The organism is Sulfitobacter sp. PM12, from assembly GCF_045586035.1.
Taxonomy (GTDB): domain Bacteria; phylum Pseudomonadota; class Alphaproteobacteria; order Rhodobacterales; family Rhodobacteraceae; genus Sulfitobacter; species Sulfitobacter pontiacus.
In genome coordinates, this window is record NZ_CP151529.1 from 144495 (window position 1) to 160078 (window position 15584).

General features: G+C 60.5%; 15 protein-coding genes. 4 read left to right on the forward strand and 11 right to left on the reverse strand.

The window, feature by feature from the left end:
- Nucleotides 1–57: 57 nt before the first annotated feature.
- The 4 genes from AADW22_RS00670 to AADW22_RS00685 form a co-directional block, all read right to left on the reverse strand.
- A complete protein-coding gene (locus AADW22_RS00670; RefSeq protein ID WP_005850339.1) occupies nucleotides 58–660 on the reverse strand; it encodes an outer membrane lipoprotein carrier protein LolA in 603 nt (200 codons plus the stop codon).
- A gap of 172 nt (nucleotides 661–832) precedes the next feature.
- A complete protein-coding gene (locus AADW22_RS00675; RefSeq protein WP_407474037.1) occupies nucleotides 833–3754 on the reverse strand; it encodes a DNA translocase FtsK 4TM domain-containing protein in 2922 nt (973 codons plus the stop codon).
- A 17-nt stretch (nucleotides 3755–3771) separates the two neighbouring features.
- On the reverse strand, nucleotides 3772–4953 hold the full coding sequence (locus tag AADW22_RS00680) for an aminotransferase class I/II-fold pyridoxal phosphate-dependent enzyme (RefSeq protein WP_407474563.1): 1182 nt from the start codon (nucleotides 4951–4953) through the stop codon (nucleotides 3772–3774).
- 109 nt (nucleotides 4954–5062) lie between these two features.
- On the reverse strand, nucleotides 5063–6391 hold the full coding sequence (locus AADW22_RS00685) for an amidase (protein ID WP_407474038.1): 1329 nt from the start codon (nucleotides 6389–6391) through the stop codon (nucleotides 5063–5065).
- An 89-nt stretch (nucleotides 6392–6480) separates the two neighbouring features.
- Here AADW22_RS00685 and AADW22_RS00690 point away from each other — a divergent pair, with 89 nt between their 5' ends.
- Nucleotides 6481–7707, forward strand: a complete 1227-nt coding sequence (locus tag AADW22_RS00690) for a UbiH/UbiF/VisC/COQ6 family ubiquinone biosynthesis hydroxylase (protein ID WP_407474039.1) — start codon at nucleotides 6481–6483, stop codon at nucleotides 7705–7707.
- A 22-nt stretch (nucleotides 7708–7729) separates the two neighbouring features.
- On the opposite strand, the gene AADW22_RS00695 is transcribed toward AADW22_RS00690, so the two are convergent.
- From AADW22_RS00695 to AADW22_RS00715, 5 genes are all read right to left on the reverse strand, one after another.
- Nucleotides 7730–7882 carry a Trm112 family protein gene (locus tag AADW22_RS00695; protein ID WP_386170634.1) on the reverse strand — a complete coding sequence of 51 codons (153 nt, stop codon included), beginning with the start codon at nucleotides 7880–7882 and terminating at the stop codon, nucleotides 7730–7732.
- Between the two features lie 29 nt (nucleotides 7883–7911).
- Nucleotides 7912–8556, reverse strand: coding sequence for an LON peptidase substrate-binding domain-containing protein (locus tag AADW22_RS00700; RefSeq protein WP_407474040.1), 645 nt, complete (start codon nucleotides 8554–8556; stop codon nucleotides 7912–7914).
- Between the two features lie 27 nt (nucleotides 8557–8583).
- Nucleotides 8584–9504, reverse strand: coding sequence for a thioredoxin (gene trxA / locus AADW22_RS00705; protein WP_278374948.1), 921 nt, complete (start codon nucleotides 9502–9504; stop codon nucleotides 8584–8586).
- 52 nt (nucleotides 9505–9556) lie between these two features.
- Entirely contained in the window at nucleotides 9557–10345 is a 789-nt protein-coding gene (locus tag AADW22_RS00710) for an exodeoxyribonuclease III (RefSeq protein WP_009825509.1), read from the reverse strand.
- A 243-nt stretch (nucleotides 10346–10588) separates the two neighbouring features.
- Entirely contained in the window at nucleotides 10589–11275 is a 687-nt protein-coding gene (locus tag AADW22_RS00715; RefSeq protein ID WP_005850360.1) for a response regulator transcription factor, read from the reverse strand.
- Nucleotides 11276–11440: 165 nt separating this feature from the next.
- Between AADW22_RS00715 and ribA the strand changes: the two genes are divergently transcribed.
- On the forward strand, nucleotides 11441–12529 hold the full coding sequence (gene ribA / locus AADW22_RS00720) for a GTP cyclohydrolase II (protein WP_407474041.1): 1089 nt from the start codon (nucleotides 11441–11443) through the stop codon (nucleotides 12527–12529).
- Complete coding sequence (locus AADW22_RS00725) at nucleotides 12526–13017, forward strand: L,D-transpeptidase (protein ID WP_289084613.1); 492 nt, start codon at nucleotides 12526–12528, stop codon at nucleotides 13015–13017. Before ribA ends, AADW22_RS00725 begins: the two co-directional genes overlap by 4 nt.
- Here the strand turns inward: AADW22_RS00725 and AADW22_RS00730 are convergent.
- Both AADW22_RS00730 and AADW22_RS00735 read right to left on the reverse strand, forming a co-directional pair.
- Nucleotides 13014–13667: a YggS family pyridoxal phosphate-dependent enzyme gene (locus AADW22_RS00730; RefSeq protein ID WP_407474042.1), complete on the reverse strand. Its 654-nt coding sequence runs from the start codon at nucleotides 13665–13667 to the stop codon at nucleotides 13014–13016. The two genes, AADW22_RS00725 and AADW22_RS00730, sit on opposite strands and share 4 nt — an antisense overlap.
- Before the next feature lie 103 nt (nucleotides 13668–13770).
- Nucleotides 13771–14748 (reverse strand): porin, encoded by a 978-nt coding sequence (locus AADW22_RS00735; RefSeq protein ID WP_407474043.1) that lies wholly within the window; start codon nucleotides 14746–14748, stop codon nucleotides 13771–13773.
- Nucleotides 14749–15037: 289 nt separating this feature from the next.
- On the opposite strand from AADW22_RS00735, the gene AADW22_RS00740 reads away from it, so the two are divergent.
- The gene (locus AADW22_RS00740) at nucleotides 15038–15535 is read left to right on the forward strand and encodes a DUF3576 domain-containing protein (protein ID WP_005850370.1); all 498 of its coding nucleotides are present in this window, start codon (nucleotides 15038–15040) and stop codon (nucleotides 15533–15535) included.
- Nucleotides 15536–15584: the final 49 nt, after the last annotated feature.

Sequence of the window (15584 nt, forward strand, 5' to 3'; positions counted from 1 at the left end):
GCTGACCCACACCGGATAAAGAAAGGGCCCCGAACGTATGTTCGGGGCCCTTTTACCTTAGCGGTTCACTTGCCCGGGGCTGCCGACGTCAAACAGTTTGTTGGGCAGGCTGCCGCCCTTCTGCAGGTCGCCCAGAACCACGGTGGTCTTGGTGCCGTTGCCGTCGTTGATGATCCACTGGCGCAGCTCGACCGGGTTGCCGGTGAACTTCAGCTCGATATTGCCATATTCAGGATGCGCGGGGTCTTGGGCGCGCACGGTGGTCGCGGTGCCGTCATAGTTATGCCCCGTCACCATCTTGGCCTGCCCCAGGTTCACATTCGCGGCCAGAATGATCGACAGCGGCGTTTTGGACAGCGGGTATGTCTCTGCCGGTTGGTTGGATTTCTTGTCGTAGATCACAACCGTATTGCTGCCCGCCACGACAATCCCCGAATCCGGTGCGTTGTATTCAAAGCGCACTTTGCCCGGACGTTTGATGTAGATCGTGCCGGTGCTGATCGAGCCGTCGTCGTTGATCTGGGTAAATTCGCCCTTGGCGGTTTTCAGATCGTTAAGATAGCCGGAAATCGCGTTCAGCGGCAGTTTGTCGGCGGCGGCGGGCATCACAGCTGCCAACCCCAGACCAATGGCCAGAACGGTGGTGGTAACAAAACGCATCATAGTCTTCCTATTCTTATTCCAGTGCCTTGCCTTCGACATAGGGCTTCGCGTCATGATATACGATATCACGCAGCAGGATATCGCCTAACACGCCCGAAATGCAAAAGGGGCTGGCCTGTTCCCAAGCCAACCCCCGGCGTCGCAATGACGTTCCGATTAATTTTGCGCGCTACCCCTGCTCTGGTATCAGGATCTCGCGCTTGCCCACGTGGTTGGCAGGCGAAACAAGGCCCGCGTCCTCCATCTGTTCAACCAGACGCGCGGCTTTGTTATAGCCGATGCCCAGTTTCCGCTGGATGTAGGATGTCGAACATTTGCGGTCTTTTGCCACGATCGCAACGGCCGTGTCATATTGCGCGTCTTCGCTGTCGGTATTGCCGCCCAGACCCAGAACCGCGTCGATGTTCCCCTCTTGGTCATCGGATGGCCCTTCGACCACACCCGACACATAATCAGGTTCACCATAGGCCTTGAGGTGGTTCACGATCTCTTCGACCTCTTCGTCGCTGACAAAGGGACCGTGGCAGCGCACGATCTTGGACCCGCCCGCCATATAGAGCATGTCACCCATGCCAAGGAGCTGTTCGGCCCCCATCTCGCCCAGGATCGTGCGGCTGTCGATCTTGGAGGTCACCTGGAAGGAAATCCGCGTCGGGAAGTTCGCCTTGATCGTGCCGGTGATGACATCGACCGAAGGACGCTGTGTCGCCATGATCAGGTGAATACCCGAGGCCCGCGCCATCTGTGCCAGACGCTGGATGCAGGCTTCGATCTCTTTGCCTGCGACCATCATCAGGTCGGCCATCTCGTCCACGATCACGACGATATAGGGCAGCGCTTCGGGCTTGAATTCATCCGTCTCGAAGATCGGCTCGCCCGTATCCTCGTCAAAGCCGGTCTGGACGGTGCGGCTGAACATCTCTCCCTTGGCCAGGGCCTCGCGGACGCGACCGTTATAGCCTTCGATGTTGCGCACGCCCATCTTGGACATCTTGCGATAGCGCTCTTCCATCTCGCCCACGGTCCACTTCAGCGCGACAACGGCCTTTTTCGGGTCGGTCACAACGGGGGACAGCAGATGCGGGATGCCGTCATAGACCGACAGCTCCAGCATCTTGGGGTCGATCATGATCATCCGGCATTCTTCCGGCGTCAGCTTGTAGAGCAGCGACAGGATCATTGTGTTGATCGCAACGGATTTACCCGAACCGGTGGTCCCCGCGATCAGCAGGTGAGGCATCTTGGCAAGGTTCGCGACCACAGGATCACCGCCAATGTCTTTGCCCAAGGCCAGCGGCAGGCGCATGGTGCTGTCGCCGAAATCACGCGCGGCGAGGATTTCGCGCAGCACAACTTTCTCGCGGTTCTCGTTAGGTAGTTCGATGCCGATCACGCTGCGCCCCGGCACGGTAGACACACGCGCCGACAATGCCGCCATGGAGCGCGCGATATCGTCCGCCAGTCCGATCACACGGCTCGCCTTGAGGCCCGGTGCCGGTTCCAGCTCGTACATGGTGACAACGGGGCCCGGACGGACGGCGACGATTTCACCCTTCACGCCATAGTCGTCCAGCACGTTTTCCAGCATGCGCGCGTTCTCTTCCAGCGCGTCGTCGCTCAGGTGCAGGCGTTCTACATTATCCGGGCTTTCCAGCAGGTTCAGCGGCGGCAGTTCAAATCCGGGGTGCGTGTCTTCAAAGGTTAACGCAGGCTGTGCCTCGGCCTGAGCCTGTTTGCTGGGCTGCACCGGCTTGCGCATCTGCGGCTGCACCACCTTGCGCGGCTGAGCCACGGGGATCTGCATGGCCGGTTCCCGCTCTGCCTCTTGCAGTGGCAGGTGGCTGTCGGTCATCGGTTCATCATCCAGAACCGCCATATCCGCGTCGTGATCCGGTTCGGAGGGGGTTAGTTCAAGCACGGGGCGCTCCGCGACCAAAGGCGCACGGCTTGCGGTTAAAGGAGGCTCCGCCCGAGTAGGGGAGGGGGCCGGCGCACCGGTCAATGGCGGCTCTTCGCGGCGGGCACCACGGGCGGTGGTATCCAGCAGCAGCGGATCAGGGCCGCGGCCGCGACCACGGGTCAAGGGGGCGGTGGTGGCCGTATGCACAGCCCCGCCAGTGCGCACGCGGCTTTTGATCACATCGGCGATCTTGGATTTGATACGGTCGCTGCTGGGGGCCTCGTCCAGTTGGGGTTCAGCCCATGTCTCGACCAATTCAGGTTCGGGCAGCGGGTCGGCGCGTTTGACCAGCGTCGGCATTTTCGACAGGAGGCCGGTTTTTGGCGCAGGTGCAGGCGCGTCGCTATAGGCCAGTTCGTCGTCATAGTATCCTTGGCTGGCCGCGAATTGCGCGTTCTCCTCGGCCTCGATCCGGTTGCGTTCGCGGCGTTCAAGCTGGCGGGCCTGAATGCCCTGCGCGGCCGCAACCGCCCCCGATGCACCACGCCCCAGAAGGGTCATCAATCCGGCATAAGCCATGATCAGCCCGACCAGCATGAAGCGGAACAAACGTTGCAGTTCAAGTCGGGTGAAGCCGACAACAAAGGCACCAAAGGCAAGGATCGCCACGCCCATCAACAGCGACATCAGCTTAATCGTAAAGGTCGACCCGATCGGCAGGACGGTCAGGATCACGCCCATGACCGTGTCGCCAAAAAGCCCGCCCAGACCAAAGCTATGGGTTTGCAGCCAAGCCGCATCCGGCGTCAGCGTTGCCCCGTAGATCGAACACAAGGCGACGGCAATCGGGGCAAAGATCAAACGGCCTACGGCGCGCTCCTCGCCGCGGTGCAGGGCAAAGCGTGCGCCCCAGGCCAGCAGGATTGCCGCGACAGACCACGCGCCCCAGCCCACGATCATGAACAAAGGCGCGGCCAACGACGCGCCCATGCGCCCCAGCCAGTTCTGCACCGGCGCATCGGTGGACACCATAAAGTTGGGATCGTCAGGGGTGTAGCTGCCGATCATCATGGCGGCCATAAGGCCTAGGGCGATAAGCCCGAGGCCCAGCAGTTCCTTGCCGCGTTTTTCGATCGCTTCGGCCATGTTGGTGTCTAGCAAAGGGTCGCGCCCACGTGTCTGATATGCCATTGCTCTGATCCCTCGTCTTATTCTGGATAGAGACAGCGGCGGATCGCTTCGATCCCGCGCGTTGTCTCTTCTTTTGGGGCGACCATCGCCACCCGAATATAGTGTTTCCCGGGGTTTTCGCCGTTCACGCTTTGCGCCAGATAGCCGCCCGGCAGCACCCGCACGCCGGTTTCACGCCAGAGTTTCAGCGCCGCAGCTTCGTCATCTTCCACCGGCAGCCACAAAAAGAACCCTGCCTCGGGGCTCTGGTACCCGGGGACGTTGCCGAGAATACGGTCGGCGATCTCGTATTTCTCGATGTAAAGCGCGCGGTTCTCGGCCACATGGGCTTCGTCGTCCCAGACCGCAGCCGACGCCGCTTGCAACGGTAACGGCAGCGGTGCACCGGCATAGTTCCGCAGCTGCTTGATCTCGCGCATGGTATTGGCACCCGACGCGACAAAGCCGGACCGCAGCCCGGGCAGGTTCGACCGTTTCGACAGCGAATGGAAAATCACCACACGATCCGGATCGGCCCCGACCTCTTGCGCCACTTGTAGCGCCCCGACGGGCGGCGTGTCGCGGTAGATCTCTGAATAGCATTCATCCGCGAAAATCTTGAAATCGTATTTTTCTGCCAACGCGATCAGATCGGTCCAATACGCACGGGTGGCCACGGCCCCCTGCGGGTTGGCGGGCGAGCAGATATAGGCCGCAGTGGTCCGGTTCAGCACATCTTCGGGCAGGCTGGTAAAATCGGGCAGATGCCCTGTTTCGCGCGTGGCAGGCACCATCACCGGATCAGCGGCACCGGAAATCGCGGCGATCATATAGACCTGGTAGAACGGGTTCGGCATCAGAATGGCAGGCTTGCGGCCATTCTTGGTCTCGGGACAGGTGGCCATGACGGCGTTATACAGCCCTTCGCGGGTGCCGTTCAGCGGCATCACCTGCGTGTCTGCATCCACCTCCACACCGTAGCGCCGCTTGATCCATCCGGCAATCGCGCCGCGTAACCGGGGCGTGCCGTCGTTGGCCGGGTAGCTGTTAAATCCGGCAGCATTTTCAGCGATCACATCGGTGACCCATGCCGGAAAAGCATGTTTCGGCTCGCCAATCGTCATGTGGATCGGCGTGCCACCGCCTTCATGCGCATCAAGCAATGCGCGCAGGCGCGGCCACGCGTGGGCCGGAAGGTTCGAAAACCGCTCGGGGTACATCATTTCACTGCCTCGGGTTCGGGATCATTCACGCCCCGTTTGTTCCAGAGTACCCAAGGGCTTGCCCCGCGTCCAGACATTGCAGGACGCAGGGCAAGGTTTGTGTCATTTAGGCCAATGCCTCTTCGGCGGCTGCGGCAATGCGCAGCAGGTGCTCTTCGCCAAAGGGCTGGCCCATCAGCATGATCCCGCAGGATGGGGTGCCCGTGGGCAGGGTCACCGCCGCCAGCCCCATAAGATTCCCGATACGCGTGTTGCGCAGGGTCATGAGGTTGGCCGAGACGTAATAGTCATGCTCGGTTTCCAGCCGGTCCAGCTTGGGGGGTAGCAGCGGTGCGGTGGGGATCAGCACCGCATCATAGCCCGCCACAGCTTTCACATAGGCCGCGCGGATCTGGTCGATCTTGGCCCAGGCTGCCACATAATCGGGGCCGGAGTGGGATTTACCCAGACGGAACCTTTCAAGGATTTCGCCGTACATCGCATCCGGGTTCGCCTCGATCACGTCGCGCCACAGGCCGTAGGCTTCGGCGGTGTAAAGGCACCCGCTCAGCGGCATCGCCTCTTTGATAGGGTCGAAATCGATGTCCTCGATCACCGCCCCCGCTTCCTTTAGCCGCGCGACGGCATCGTCGAAAGCCGCCGCGGGGGCGTCTTCAATATCGTCGAATGCCACCGTGCGCAGGATCGCAAAGCGACGCCCTTCGATGTCGGTGCTGCCCATGTCCATCGGCCTGGACCCTTCGGTGAGCGCCAACAACAGGCTCGCATCCTCGACCGAGCGGCAAAGCGGGCCCACTGTGTCGAACTTGGCCGCCAGCGGCACGGTCCCCTCAAGCGACACACGGCCCGAGGTGGTTTTCAGCCCCACAAGATCGTTCCACGCGGCAGGCACCCGCACCGATCCGCCAGTATCCGACCCGATCGCCGCCGCTGCCAGACCGAAAGCGACAGAAGCCGCAGCCCCGGACGATGAACCGCCCGACACGGCACCTTCATCGTTCACGCAAGGGGGGGTGGCGGTGCTGGGGTTATATCCGAGCCCCGAAAACGCCAGCTCGCTCATATGGGTCTTGCCCAGACAGACCAACCCCATCGCGGTGGCATTTGCCAACACGCGCGCGTCGCGGTCCGGCACGCGGTCTTTCAGCAGGGCGCTGCCCGCCTCTGTCGCGATGCCGGCGGTGTCGAATAGGTCTTTCCAGCTGATCGGCACCCCGTCCAGTGGCGACAAACGCTGGCCCGCGCGCGCGCGATCCCGCGCGGCACCGGCCTCGGCCAAGGCCCGTTCGGCGGTCACGCGGGCATAGATGCGATCCCGCAGGGGGTGGGCGTCGATCGCGTCAAGATAGGTCTGGCACAGCACAACAGGGTCGATCTGGCCGTCCCCGATGCCCCGTCCCAGATCTGCGGCTGTCATGGTTAACCACTCTTGCATGTTGCTTCCTCGAATAATGCTTTGGAAAAGGGACGGTAGCGACGCCAGCGCGCATGGACAATCCCTGCTGCACGCCCATATCTAAAGCTATGGATTTTGATACAGATATCGCAATCGTCGGTGGTGGGCTGAATGGCCCGACACTTGCCTTGGCTTTGGCGCAGATCGGGCTGCGGGTCACGTTGATCGACAGGCTGCCCGCTGCCACGCGGGAAGATGCGGCGTTTGACGGGCGATCCTATGCGCTGGCGTTGACCTCGACACGGATGCTCGGGGCGCTCGGCATCTGGGATAATGTGAAATCCCACGCGCAACCGATGCTCGAGATCAAAGTGACGGACGGGCGCGCGGGCGAAGGCCCCTCCCCTTTCTTCATGCATTTCGATCACGCAGAGATCGAAGAAGGGCCGATGGGCCATATGGTCGAGGACCGCCACCTGCGCCGCGCCTTGGCAGAGGCGGTGAGCGCTGAGGCCCGCATCGCGCGGCTGGACGGCGAAACGGTCATCGCGCAAGAGGCCGCCCCGGCGGGCGTCACCCTGACACTGGAAGGCGGCAAGACCCTGCGCACGCGTCTGGTTGTCGGCGCGGATGGTCGCGCCTCGGGCACCGCTACGCGGGCGGGGATCAAACGCATCGGCTGGGATTATGCGCAAACCGCGCTGGTCTGCGCCATCGCCCATGAAAAGCCGCATCACGGGGTCGCGCATCAGTTCTTTATGCCCCCCGGTCCGCTGGCGATCCTGCCGCTGACCGAAAACCGGTCCTCCATCGTCTGGAGCGAGACCGCCGCCAACGCAGCGCATATCCACGCGCTGCCGGATGAGGGATACCTCGACGTGCTTCGCCCTCGCTTTGGTGATTTTCTGGGCGAGATTTCCCTTGCCGGTGCGCGGTACACTTACCCGCTGAGCCTGTCGCTGGCGCATTCGATGGTGGCACCGCGTGTCGCGCTGCTGGGGGATGCCGCACATGGGGTGCACCCGATTGCCGGTCAGGGGTTGAACGCCGGCATGCGCGATGTCGCCGCGCTGGCAGAGGTGATCGCTGATGCGCAACGGCGCGGGCAAGATGTCGGCAGCACCACGGTGCTTGAGCAATATCAGCTGTGGCGTCGCTTTGATAACACCGCGCTGGCATTGGCGACGGACAGCTTCAACCGGTTGTTTTCCAACGATAACCCGCTGCTGCGTCTTGCACGTGATGTGGGGATGGCGGCAATTAACGCCCTGCCCGATGCCCGTCGCGGTTTCATGCGCGAGGCGGCGGGTCTGACGGGCACCCTGCCCCGTCTGATGCAGGGTAAGGCGCTTTAGGGCGCTATCCGCCCCCGCCGTGTCAGTCGATAATCCGCGCTTCGTCCACCAGCATCACGGGGATACCGTTGCGGATCGGATAGGCAAGACCGGCCGCGTCCGAGATCAGCTCTTGCTTGTCGGCGTCATAGGTCAGGCGCATCTGCGTGCGGGGGCAAATCAGTGCCTCTAGCATGCGGCGGTCGAATGGTATCTCTTCGGCGTTCAATTCATCATCTCCCCTTCTTGGCCACCCCGCAGGGTGTATTCGATCAACGTCAGCAACGTCTCGCGTCGGGTAGAGAGGGATGGTGCCTCGAGCAAGGCCTGTTTGTCTTCGCAATCAAGATCCAGCATCATCGACAGTGAATTGATCAACAGTTCATCGTCGGCCTCTTGCAACGTATCCCAATCTGCCGACAGGTTTCGCGCGTCGAAGTAACGGCCAAGCGTGTTCAGGAAATTATCGCGGTCGAAACTGCTGTCCTGTTCATCCTTGCCAAGATCGCGTTCAAACCCGTCCCAGTTGACATCGCAACGGCGGTAGGGCGCGAAGCCATCGACCTCTTTCACCACCCGAAAACGCGAGATCCCCGCGAGGGTGATCATATAGCGCCCGTCCTCTGTCTCGGAGAACTGGGTGATCCGCCCTGCGCAGCCGATGGTTTGCAGCCCCGGACCGTCGCGCCCCGGCACCACATTGGGCTGCACCATGCCGATCAGCCGTCCCGACGTTTTCAGACTGTCTTCGATCATCTGCAGATAGCGCGGTTCAAAGATATGCAGCGGCAACCGCGAGCGCGGCAGCAGCAATGCGCCCGACAACGGGAAGATCGCGATTGTGTCTGGCAGGTCCGATTGCTGTATCATGTAAGCTTACCTAGGGCGCGCACAGCCTTATGCAAATATCATAGAGCTAAGTTTACGACGACCATTCAGGGCAATCGGATCGTTGGGTTTCAACGCCTCGAAAATGGTAAACAATTGCGTCTTGGCGGCGCCGTCATTCCATTCACGATCCTTGCCGAAAAGCGTCAGCAGTTGGTCCACAGCGGCTTGCGTGTCGCCATGCGCATACAGCGCCTGCGCCAGATCGAAACGTGCCTGCATGTCATCAGGATTGGCATCCACCGCCGCCTGAAGCTCTGCCACAGGGCCCGCATCGGCTGCCTGTCGTGCCAGTTGAAGCTGCGCATGCGCGGCCTCAAGCTCGGGCGCTTTCGAGATTTCGATGGGTGCGCCGTTCAGATGCGCTTCGGCCTGATCAAGCTGATCCAGCGCGATATAGGCACGCACCATCCCGCCATAAGCACCGGCGTGGTTCGGGTCTTCGCCCAGGATCGCGGCAAAAGTGTCCAGCGCGTCCTGCGCCGCCCCTTCGGCCAGCATGTCATCTGCGGCGGCCACGGCCTCTGACAGCTCTTCACCGGGGGCAGAGCCGCCGCCCGCTTTGATCACGCGGTCGATGAACGCCTTGATCTCGGACTGTGGCAGGGCCCCCTGAAACCCGTCAACCGGCTGGCCCTTGAAGAAAGCATAAACCGTCGGGATCGACTGGATCTGCAACTGGCCTGCGATCTGTTGGGCCTCGTCAACGTTGATCTTGACCATCTTGACCGCGCCTTTGGCCGCGCGCACCGCGTCTTCAAGCATCGGGCCAAGGGTCTTACACGGGCCGCACCACGGGGCCCAGAAATCGACAATCACCGGCACCGTTTGCGATGCCTCGACAACATCGGCCATGAAAGTCGCTTCGCTCGTGTCTTTGATCAGATCGGCATCACCGGCACCGGCGGGGGAAAGGTTCAAATCCATCATATCAAAATCCTCGCTTGGGGTTGCCCTTTATATGAGGGCGCGTCTGTCTATTTCAAAGGTCGAATGTCGCAAAGACCGGGGCGTGGTCGCTGGGCTTTTCCCAACCACGGGCGTCGCGCAACACGCGGCTGGAATGTGCCGCGCCCGAGATATCGGGCGTTGCCCAGACGTGATCCAACCGGCGGCCCTTGTCTGCCGCATCCCAATCCTTGGCGCGGTAAGACCACCAGCTGTACAGGTTGCCTTGCGGGATATCCTGCCGCGTTACGTCAACAAAACCACCGGCGTCCTGCGTCTCGGCAAGCTTTTCGACCTCTATCGGTGTGTGGCTTACCACCTTGAGCAGCTTCTTGTGATCCCAGACGTCATCCTCGCGCGGTGCGATGTTCAGGTCGCCTACCAGAATGGATTTCTCGGGTTTGTCGCCGTGGAACCAGTCGCGCATGTCCGCCAGATAATCGAGCTTCTGGCCAAACTTCTCGTTCACCTCGCGGTCGGGCACGTCGCCGCCAGCGGGCACATAGAAGTTATGCACCGTCACCCCGTTTTCGAGCTTTGCCGCGACATGGCGCGCGTGGCCCAGCGTCGCAAAGTCCTGATCACCGGCATCCACCAAGGGCAAACGCGACAGGATTGCCACACCATTGTATCCTTTTTGCCCTCGCGCCACCATGTGGGTGTAGCCCGCTTCGATGAAGGCCGCGGTGGGGATTTTGTCGACCGGGCTTTTGCATTCCTGCAAACACAGCACATCTGGCCCATGTTCAGCCAGCAGCTTGAGCACAATCGGTTCGCGCAACCGGACAGAGTTGATATTCCATGTGGCCAGCGTGAAAGGCATGAGGCAGCTCCCTTGGGTCAGATCGCGCGCACCCTACCGCGAAATGCGCAGCGTCCACCATGCCGAATTCCCGGGACTTCCGGGCTGCGGACAAAAAAAGACCGGGCACAAGGGCCCGGCCTAGTCCAACAGGGAGGTATGTATCATTTCCCGGATACAAACTTCGGGTTCAAACCGATCGACGGGTCATGAAAACCCCGTCTCTCGCAGGAATAACCAGTGGCGCCCGATTGGGTTCCAAAATTATGAAATAATTCTGTATCCACCTGATTCAGTTAGCAAAATTCTTGCGTTCGAAGGATCAGGCTCGATCTTCTGGCGCAGACGGTAGATGTGGGTTTCCAACGTGTGCGTCGTGACACCGGCGTTATAGCCCCAGACCTCGTGCAAAAGCGTGTCGCGCGGGACGACGCCCGCGGCAGCACGGTATAGAAACTTGAGAATATTCGTCTCTTTTTCGGTCAGCCTGATTTTCTTGTCGTCTTCGGTGATCAGCAACTTGGCCGACGGCTTGAACGTATAGGGCCCAAGCTGGAAAATCGCCTCTTCGGATTGTTCGTGCTGGCGCAGCTGTGCCCGGATGCGCGCCAAGAGAACGGGAAATTTGAACGGTTTGGTGACGTAATCATTCGCGCCCGCATCAAGACCCATGATCGTATCCGCGTCACTGTCATGCCCCGTCAGCATCAGAATCGGGCTTTTCACGCCCTGGGTACGCAGGTCGCGACACAGGTCACGCCCGTCGATGTCCGGCAGCCCAACATCCAGAATGACCAGATCATACAAGGCTTCGGCGGCGCGGGTTTTGGCGTCTGCGCCATTGCCTGCTTCGAATACATCAAAGTCTTCGGTCAGCAATAATTGCTCGCTCAGCGCGTCGCGCAGGTCGTCGTCATCATCTACGAGCAAGATTTTCTTCAGCTGGGCCATATCAACTCATCCTCTACAACTTTACTTTAGATGTGTTCACAAAGCCGTGCGTGCAAGAGTAGCAGGTGTTTGATCACACGACCGTGCGAAATTGTCGCGCAATGTTTCAATCCGCCGGTTTCTGCAGTAAGAAATGTGACAACATAACATGAAAGATTTCAAATCATGGTTTTTGGGCCCGATATAACCGAGCAACTGGCACGCGCCCGTGCGGACCTGCGTTTGGGCGTTCCCATTGTACTTGCGGGATCGCGGCCGGTTCTGGTTATGGCTGCCGAAACGCTGACGCCCGCGCGGTTGACCGGGCTGCTGGCCATGGGTGGCGAACCGGTGTTAGTGATCAGCGCCCGGCGCGCCGAAACCCTGAAAGCGCGCGCCTACGATGGCAGCTTTGCGCGCGTCCTCCTGCCACGGGACGCCACGTTGCGATGGGTGAAATCCATCGCGGATCCGGCGGACGATCTGCGCAGCCCCCTGAAAGGTCCGCTGGCCTGCGCACGTGGGGGCGATGCGACGCCGCACGGCTTGGCGATTGATCTGATCAAGTCAGCGCGCCTGCTGCCCGCTGCGGTGATACTCGACCTTGCGGATGCAGGTCAGTTCGCCCAGCGAAACGGCCTGACGATGATCAACCTGAGCGCGGCACAACCGATCCTTGCCGCGCGCAGCCCCTTGCATCCGGTGGTCAATGCGCGTCTCCCGATGGAGGTGTCAGAGGCCGGACGTCTGCATATCTTCCGCCCCGACGACGGCGGGGAGGAACACTACGCCATCGAAATCGGCCGCCCCGACCGCAGCAAACCCGTGCTCGCGCGGCTGCATTCGGCCTGCTTTACCGGCGATATCATGGGCAGTCTGAAATGCGACTGCGGGCCGCAGTTGCATGCCGCGCTGACCCAGATGGGCAAGGAAGGGCACGGCGTGTTGCTGTACCTCAACCAAGAGGGGCGCGGCATCGGGCTGACCAACAAGATGCGCGCCTATTCCCTTCAGGATCAAGGCTTTGACACGGTCGAGGCGAACCACCGTCTGGGCTTTGAAGACGATGAACGGGATTTTCGATTGGGGTCGGACATCCTGACATCAATGGGGTTTTCGTCGGTGCGCCTGCTGACCAACAACCCCCGCAAGGTCGAGATGATGGAGGCAAGCGGCGTCAAAGTCGCAGAGCGCGTCCCTCTCAAGGTCGGCGAGAATAGCCACAACCACGCCTACCTTGCCACAAAAGCCGCCAAATCCGGGCACCTTCTGTGACACCCGACGATCTGGTCCTTACGCCGCGGGGCGTCCGGTTTCAGGGGCAACTTTACCCCTGCACCATCGGCAAAACCGGTATCACCCGCAATAAGCGCGAGGGCGACAAGGCGACGCCCGCGGGCATTCACCGCATTGTCGGCATGCTCTACCGTCCCGACCGCATTCCCGCCCCTGTGCCATGGGCGATGCCGATCGGCCCGCGTGATCTTTGGTCTGATGATGGCACGCAGGGCGACTACAACAGCCTTGTGCAGGCCCCCTACCCGCACAGCCACGAGGTTCTGCGCCGTGCCGACCCCCTATACGATCTGGTGATCCTGACAGATTGGAACTGGCCCGATGCCGTTGCAGGGCGCGGGTCGGCGATCTTTATCCACCAGCAGCGTCGTCCGGGGTATCCCACCGAAGGCTGCGTCGCCTTTTCACGTGCGCATCTGCACCAGATCGCCGTGCGGCTGACCCGGTACAGCAGGTTGATCGTCTAGCCTGCGGTACGTTCCCCGAAGATGGCGGAGCCGACGCGCACATGGGTCGCCCCAAGCGCGATGGCCTTTTCAAAATCGCTGCTCATCCCCATCGACAGATCCCGCACCCCGTTGCGCGCCGCAATCTTGGCCAGCAGCGCGAAATGCAGCGCCGCTTCTTCATCGACCGGCGGGATGCACATCAGCCCGCACACGGGCAGATCAAGTGACAGACATTCCTTGATAAAATCGTCGGCATCCGCTGGAAGAACACCGGCCTTCTGATCCTCTTCGCCCGTGTTAACCTGCACGAAAATCTCAGGACAGCGCCCCATTTCCTGCGCCAGCCGCGCAAAGGTTTGCGCCAGTTTGGGGCGGTCAAGCGTGTGAATGACGTCAAATAATTCGAACGCGCTACGTGCCTTGTTGCTTTGAAGCGGGCCAATCAAATGCAGCTTTACGCCGTCAAACTCCTGCCGGAAAGCGGGCCATTTGCCTTCGGCCTCCTGCACGCGGTTCTCGCCGAAACAGCGGTGACCTTCCGACAGCACCGCCGCAACGCGCGCGTCCGGCTGCACCTTGCTCACGGCGATCAGCTCAACGCTGCCCGGCGCGCGGCCTGCGTCGGTTTCGGCTTTGGCGATGCGGGATGTGATGTCGTGCAAGCTCATGTCAGTCGGCCCTTGTTGTTGAGGGCGCACAGAACAACAGCTTGGCGCAAAAGAAAAGGGGCAGACCAACGGCCTGCCCCTCTTTTAGACTGTATCGTTCAACTTAGAAAGTGAAACGAACACCCATGTCGGCACGGATTGTGTCGTTGCCGCGGCTGATGATACCGCCACGCAGGGACACGCCGCCACCCAGATCATGGTGAGCGCCGATACCGTAGGAAGTTTCTTCGAAATAGTCAGCGTCTGCGATGTAAACATCGAGATTTGTCGCTGCGCCGATGTCGAAGGACGCGGTCAGGGCGTAGTGGTCGCCATTGCCGTCTTCGTCGGTAAGACCGTTGTCATCACCATTGTCAGCATATGCCAAGGAAACTTTGGCAGGGCCAACGTTACCTACGACGGACAGAGCGTAATCAGTGTCAGACTCGGAGTCGGAGTCCTGAGCAGCGGCAGCAAATGTGATGCCGTTGTATGTGTACGCAACGTAGCCTGCAACACGGTCGTTTGTGTCGGAAGCAGAGATGTGTACTTTCAGGTCGCCCATGGAGTACAGAACTTCAACACCGTTGGAGCCGGCTGCGCCGTTACCACCGGAGGAATACGCGTCGCCGCGGAAGTTGTATGCAGTGTACTCATACGACAGACCGGTCAGGCCCAGATCGATTTCGTACATGCCAGGCATGGATTCCAGAGCGCCGTAGATGTTACCAACGCCAACTTCGAAGCCACCGGAGCGTGCGAAGAAACGAACGCCGTTAATACCTGTGCCAGCTGGACCGCTAGCTACGGGGAAATCGTCTTCATTACCCGCGATCTCGTCAGGACCATCGTCGATCGAGACGTTGTCGTCGGAGTTGTTCTGCTGGATACGTGCACGTGCACCGAATGTAACGCCCATGTCGGACTCAGCAGTTGCGTCGATCTGCAGACGGAAACGGCTTGTTACGTTGGTTTCATCGTCGCCCGATGCTGTTTCTTGGTGCAGAACACCAAAACGGCCGTAGCCGCCGAATGTAACGTCTGCAGCTGCAACGCCAGCGGTCGCAACCAGAGCTGTTGTAGCGAAGAGAACTTTTTTCATGAGTTATCCCTCGGTTTGAATTCATATGCCCATACCGGGGAATCCGGTAAAGGTATGAGAGGTGTTTTCAGCGTTTGCCCTAGTTTTGGCAAGGATCGCGGAAGCCTTGGCATCATTGGAAAAAACTGTGATGCAGCTATGTCACAGTTGTGCAACCCCGCAGAATGCACGGACGGACCAAGAACGCAGATGCACAGGTGCCCTGTACACTAGTATATACTGACATTGCGCTTGCCCACAGAACCCTGCTTGGATAGACCTGTGCGCAAACAGGCAAAGGACGGTCGAGATGGTGCGCAGTTCGGTATTCAAATCTACACTAGCCCTCGTGGTGGTCTCAGCGCTTGGCGCATGCGGTGGCCTGAACTTCGGCCCGCCCAACGACAACGACCCGAACCTCGGGCTGTCTCCGACGAACCCCAACTATGTCGAGACAAACCCAGACAACACCATTTGGGCGATCTTCAACCGCAAAGACAATGACACCAGCGTGTCGGTCAACAAATACCTGTGGTCCGCGTCGCTCGAAGTTCTCAACTTCCTGCCCGTGCAATCCATCGACCCCTATACCGGCGTGATCGTGACCGGCTATGGCACCCCCCCGGGGGGCAGCCAGTCCTACCGCGCGACGGTCCTGATTGATGATCCCGCGCTTGATGCACGGTCGCTGAACATCGCGCTGCAAACCCGTGGTGGCCGCACGGTCAGCAAAGCAACCTCTCGCGCGGTCGAAGACGCGATCCTGAGCCGTGCGCGTGAAATGCGCATTGCCGACGCCAAATTCTAAGCCCGCACCCGTTTATTCCCCATTATCACGCCGGGCCACGCGCTAGTCG

Coding starts and splice junctions, on each gene's coding strand:
- AADW22_RS00670 (WP_005850339.1), bottom strand. CDS start 660: ATGCGTTTTGTTACCACCACCGTTCTGGCCATTGGTCTGGGGTTGGCA.
- AADW22_RS00675 (WP_407474037.1), bottom strand. CDS start 3,754: ATGGCATATCAGACACGTGGGCGCGACCCTTTGCTAGACACCAACATG.
- AADW22_RS00680 (WP_407474563.1), bottom strand. CDS start 4,953: ATGTACCCCGAGCGGTTTTCGAACCTTCCGGCCCACGCGTGGCCGCGC.
- AADW22_RS00685 (WP_407474038.1), bottom strand. CDS start 6,391: ATGCAAGAGTGGTTAACCATGACAGCCGCAGATCTGGGACGGGGCATC.
- AADW22_RS00690 (WP_407474039.1), top strand. CDS start 6,481: ATGGATTTTGATACAGATATCGCAATCGTCGGTGGTGGGCTGAATGGC.
- AADW22_RS00695 (WP_386170634.1), bottom strand. CDS start 7,882: ATGCTAGAGGCACTGATTTGCCCCCGCACGCAGATGCGCCTGACCTAT.
- AADW22_RS00700 (WP_407474040.1), bottom strand. CDS start 8,556: ATGATACAGCAATCGGACCTGCCAGACACAATCGCGATCTTCCCGTTG.
- trxA (WP_278374948.1), bottom strand. CDS start 9,504: ATGATGGATTTGAACCTTTCCCCCGCCGGTGCCGGTGATGCCGATCTG.
- AADW22_RS00710 (WP_009825509.1), bottom strand. CDS start 10,345: ATGCCTTTCACGCTGGCCACATGGAATATCAACTCTGTCCGGTTGCGC.
- AADW22_RS00715 (WP_005850360.1), bottom strand. CDS start 11,275: ATGGCCCAGCTGAAGAAAATCTTGCTCGTAGATGATGACGACGACCTG.
- ribA (WP_407474041.1), top strand. CDS start 11,441: ATGGTTTTTGGGCCCGATATAACCGAGCAACTGGCACGCGCCCGTGCG.
- AADW22_RS00730 (WP_407474042.1), bottom strand. CDS start 13,667: ATGAGCTTGCACGACATCACATCCCGCATCGCCAAAGCCGAAACCGAC.
- AADW22_RS00735 (WP_407474043.1), bottom strand. CDS start 14,748: ATGAAAAAAGTTCTCTTCGCTACAACAGCTCTGGTTGCGACCGCTGGC.
- AADW22_RS00740 (WP_005850370.1), top strand. CDS start 15,038: ATGGTGCGCAGTTCGGTATTCAAATCTACACTAGCCCTCGTGGTGGTC.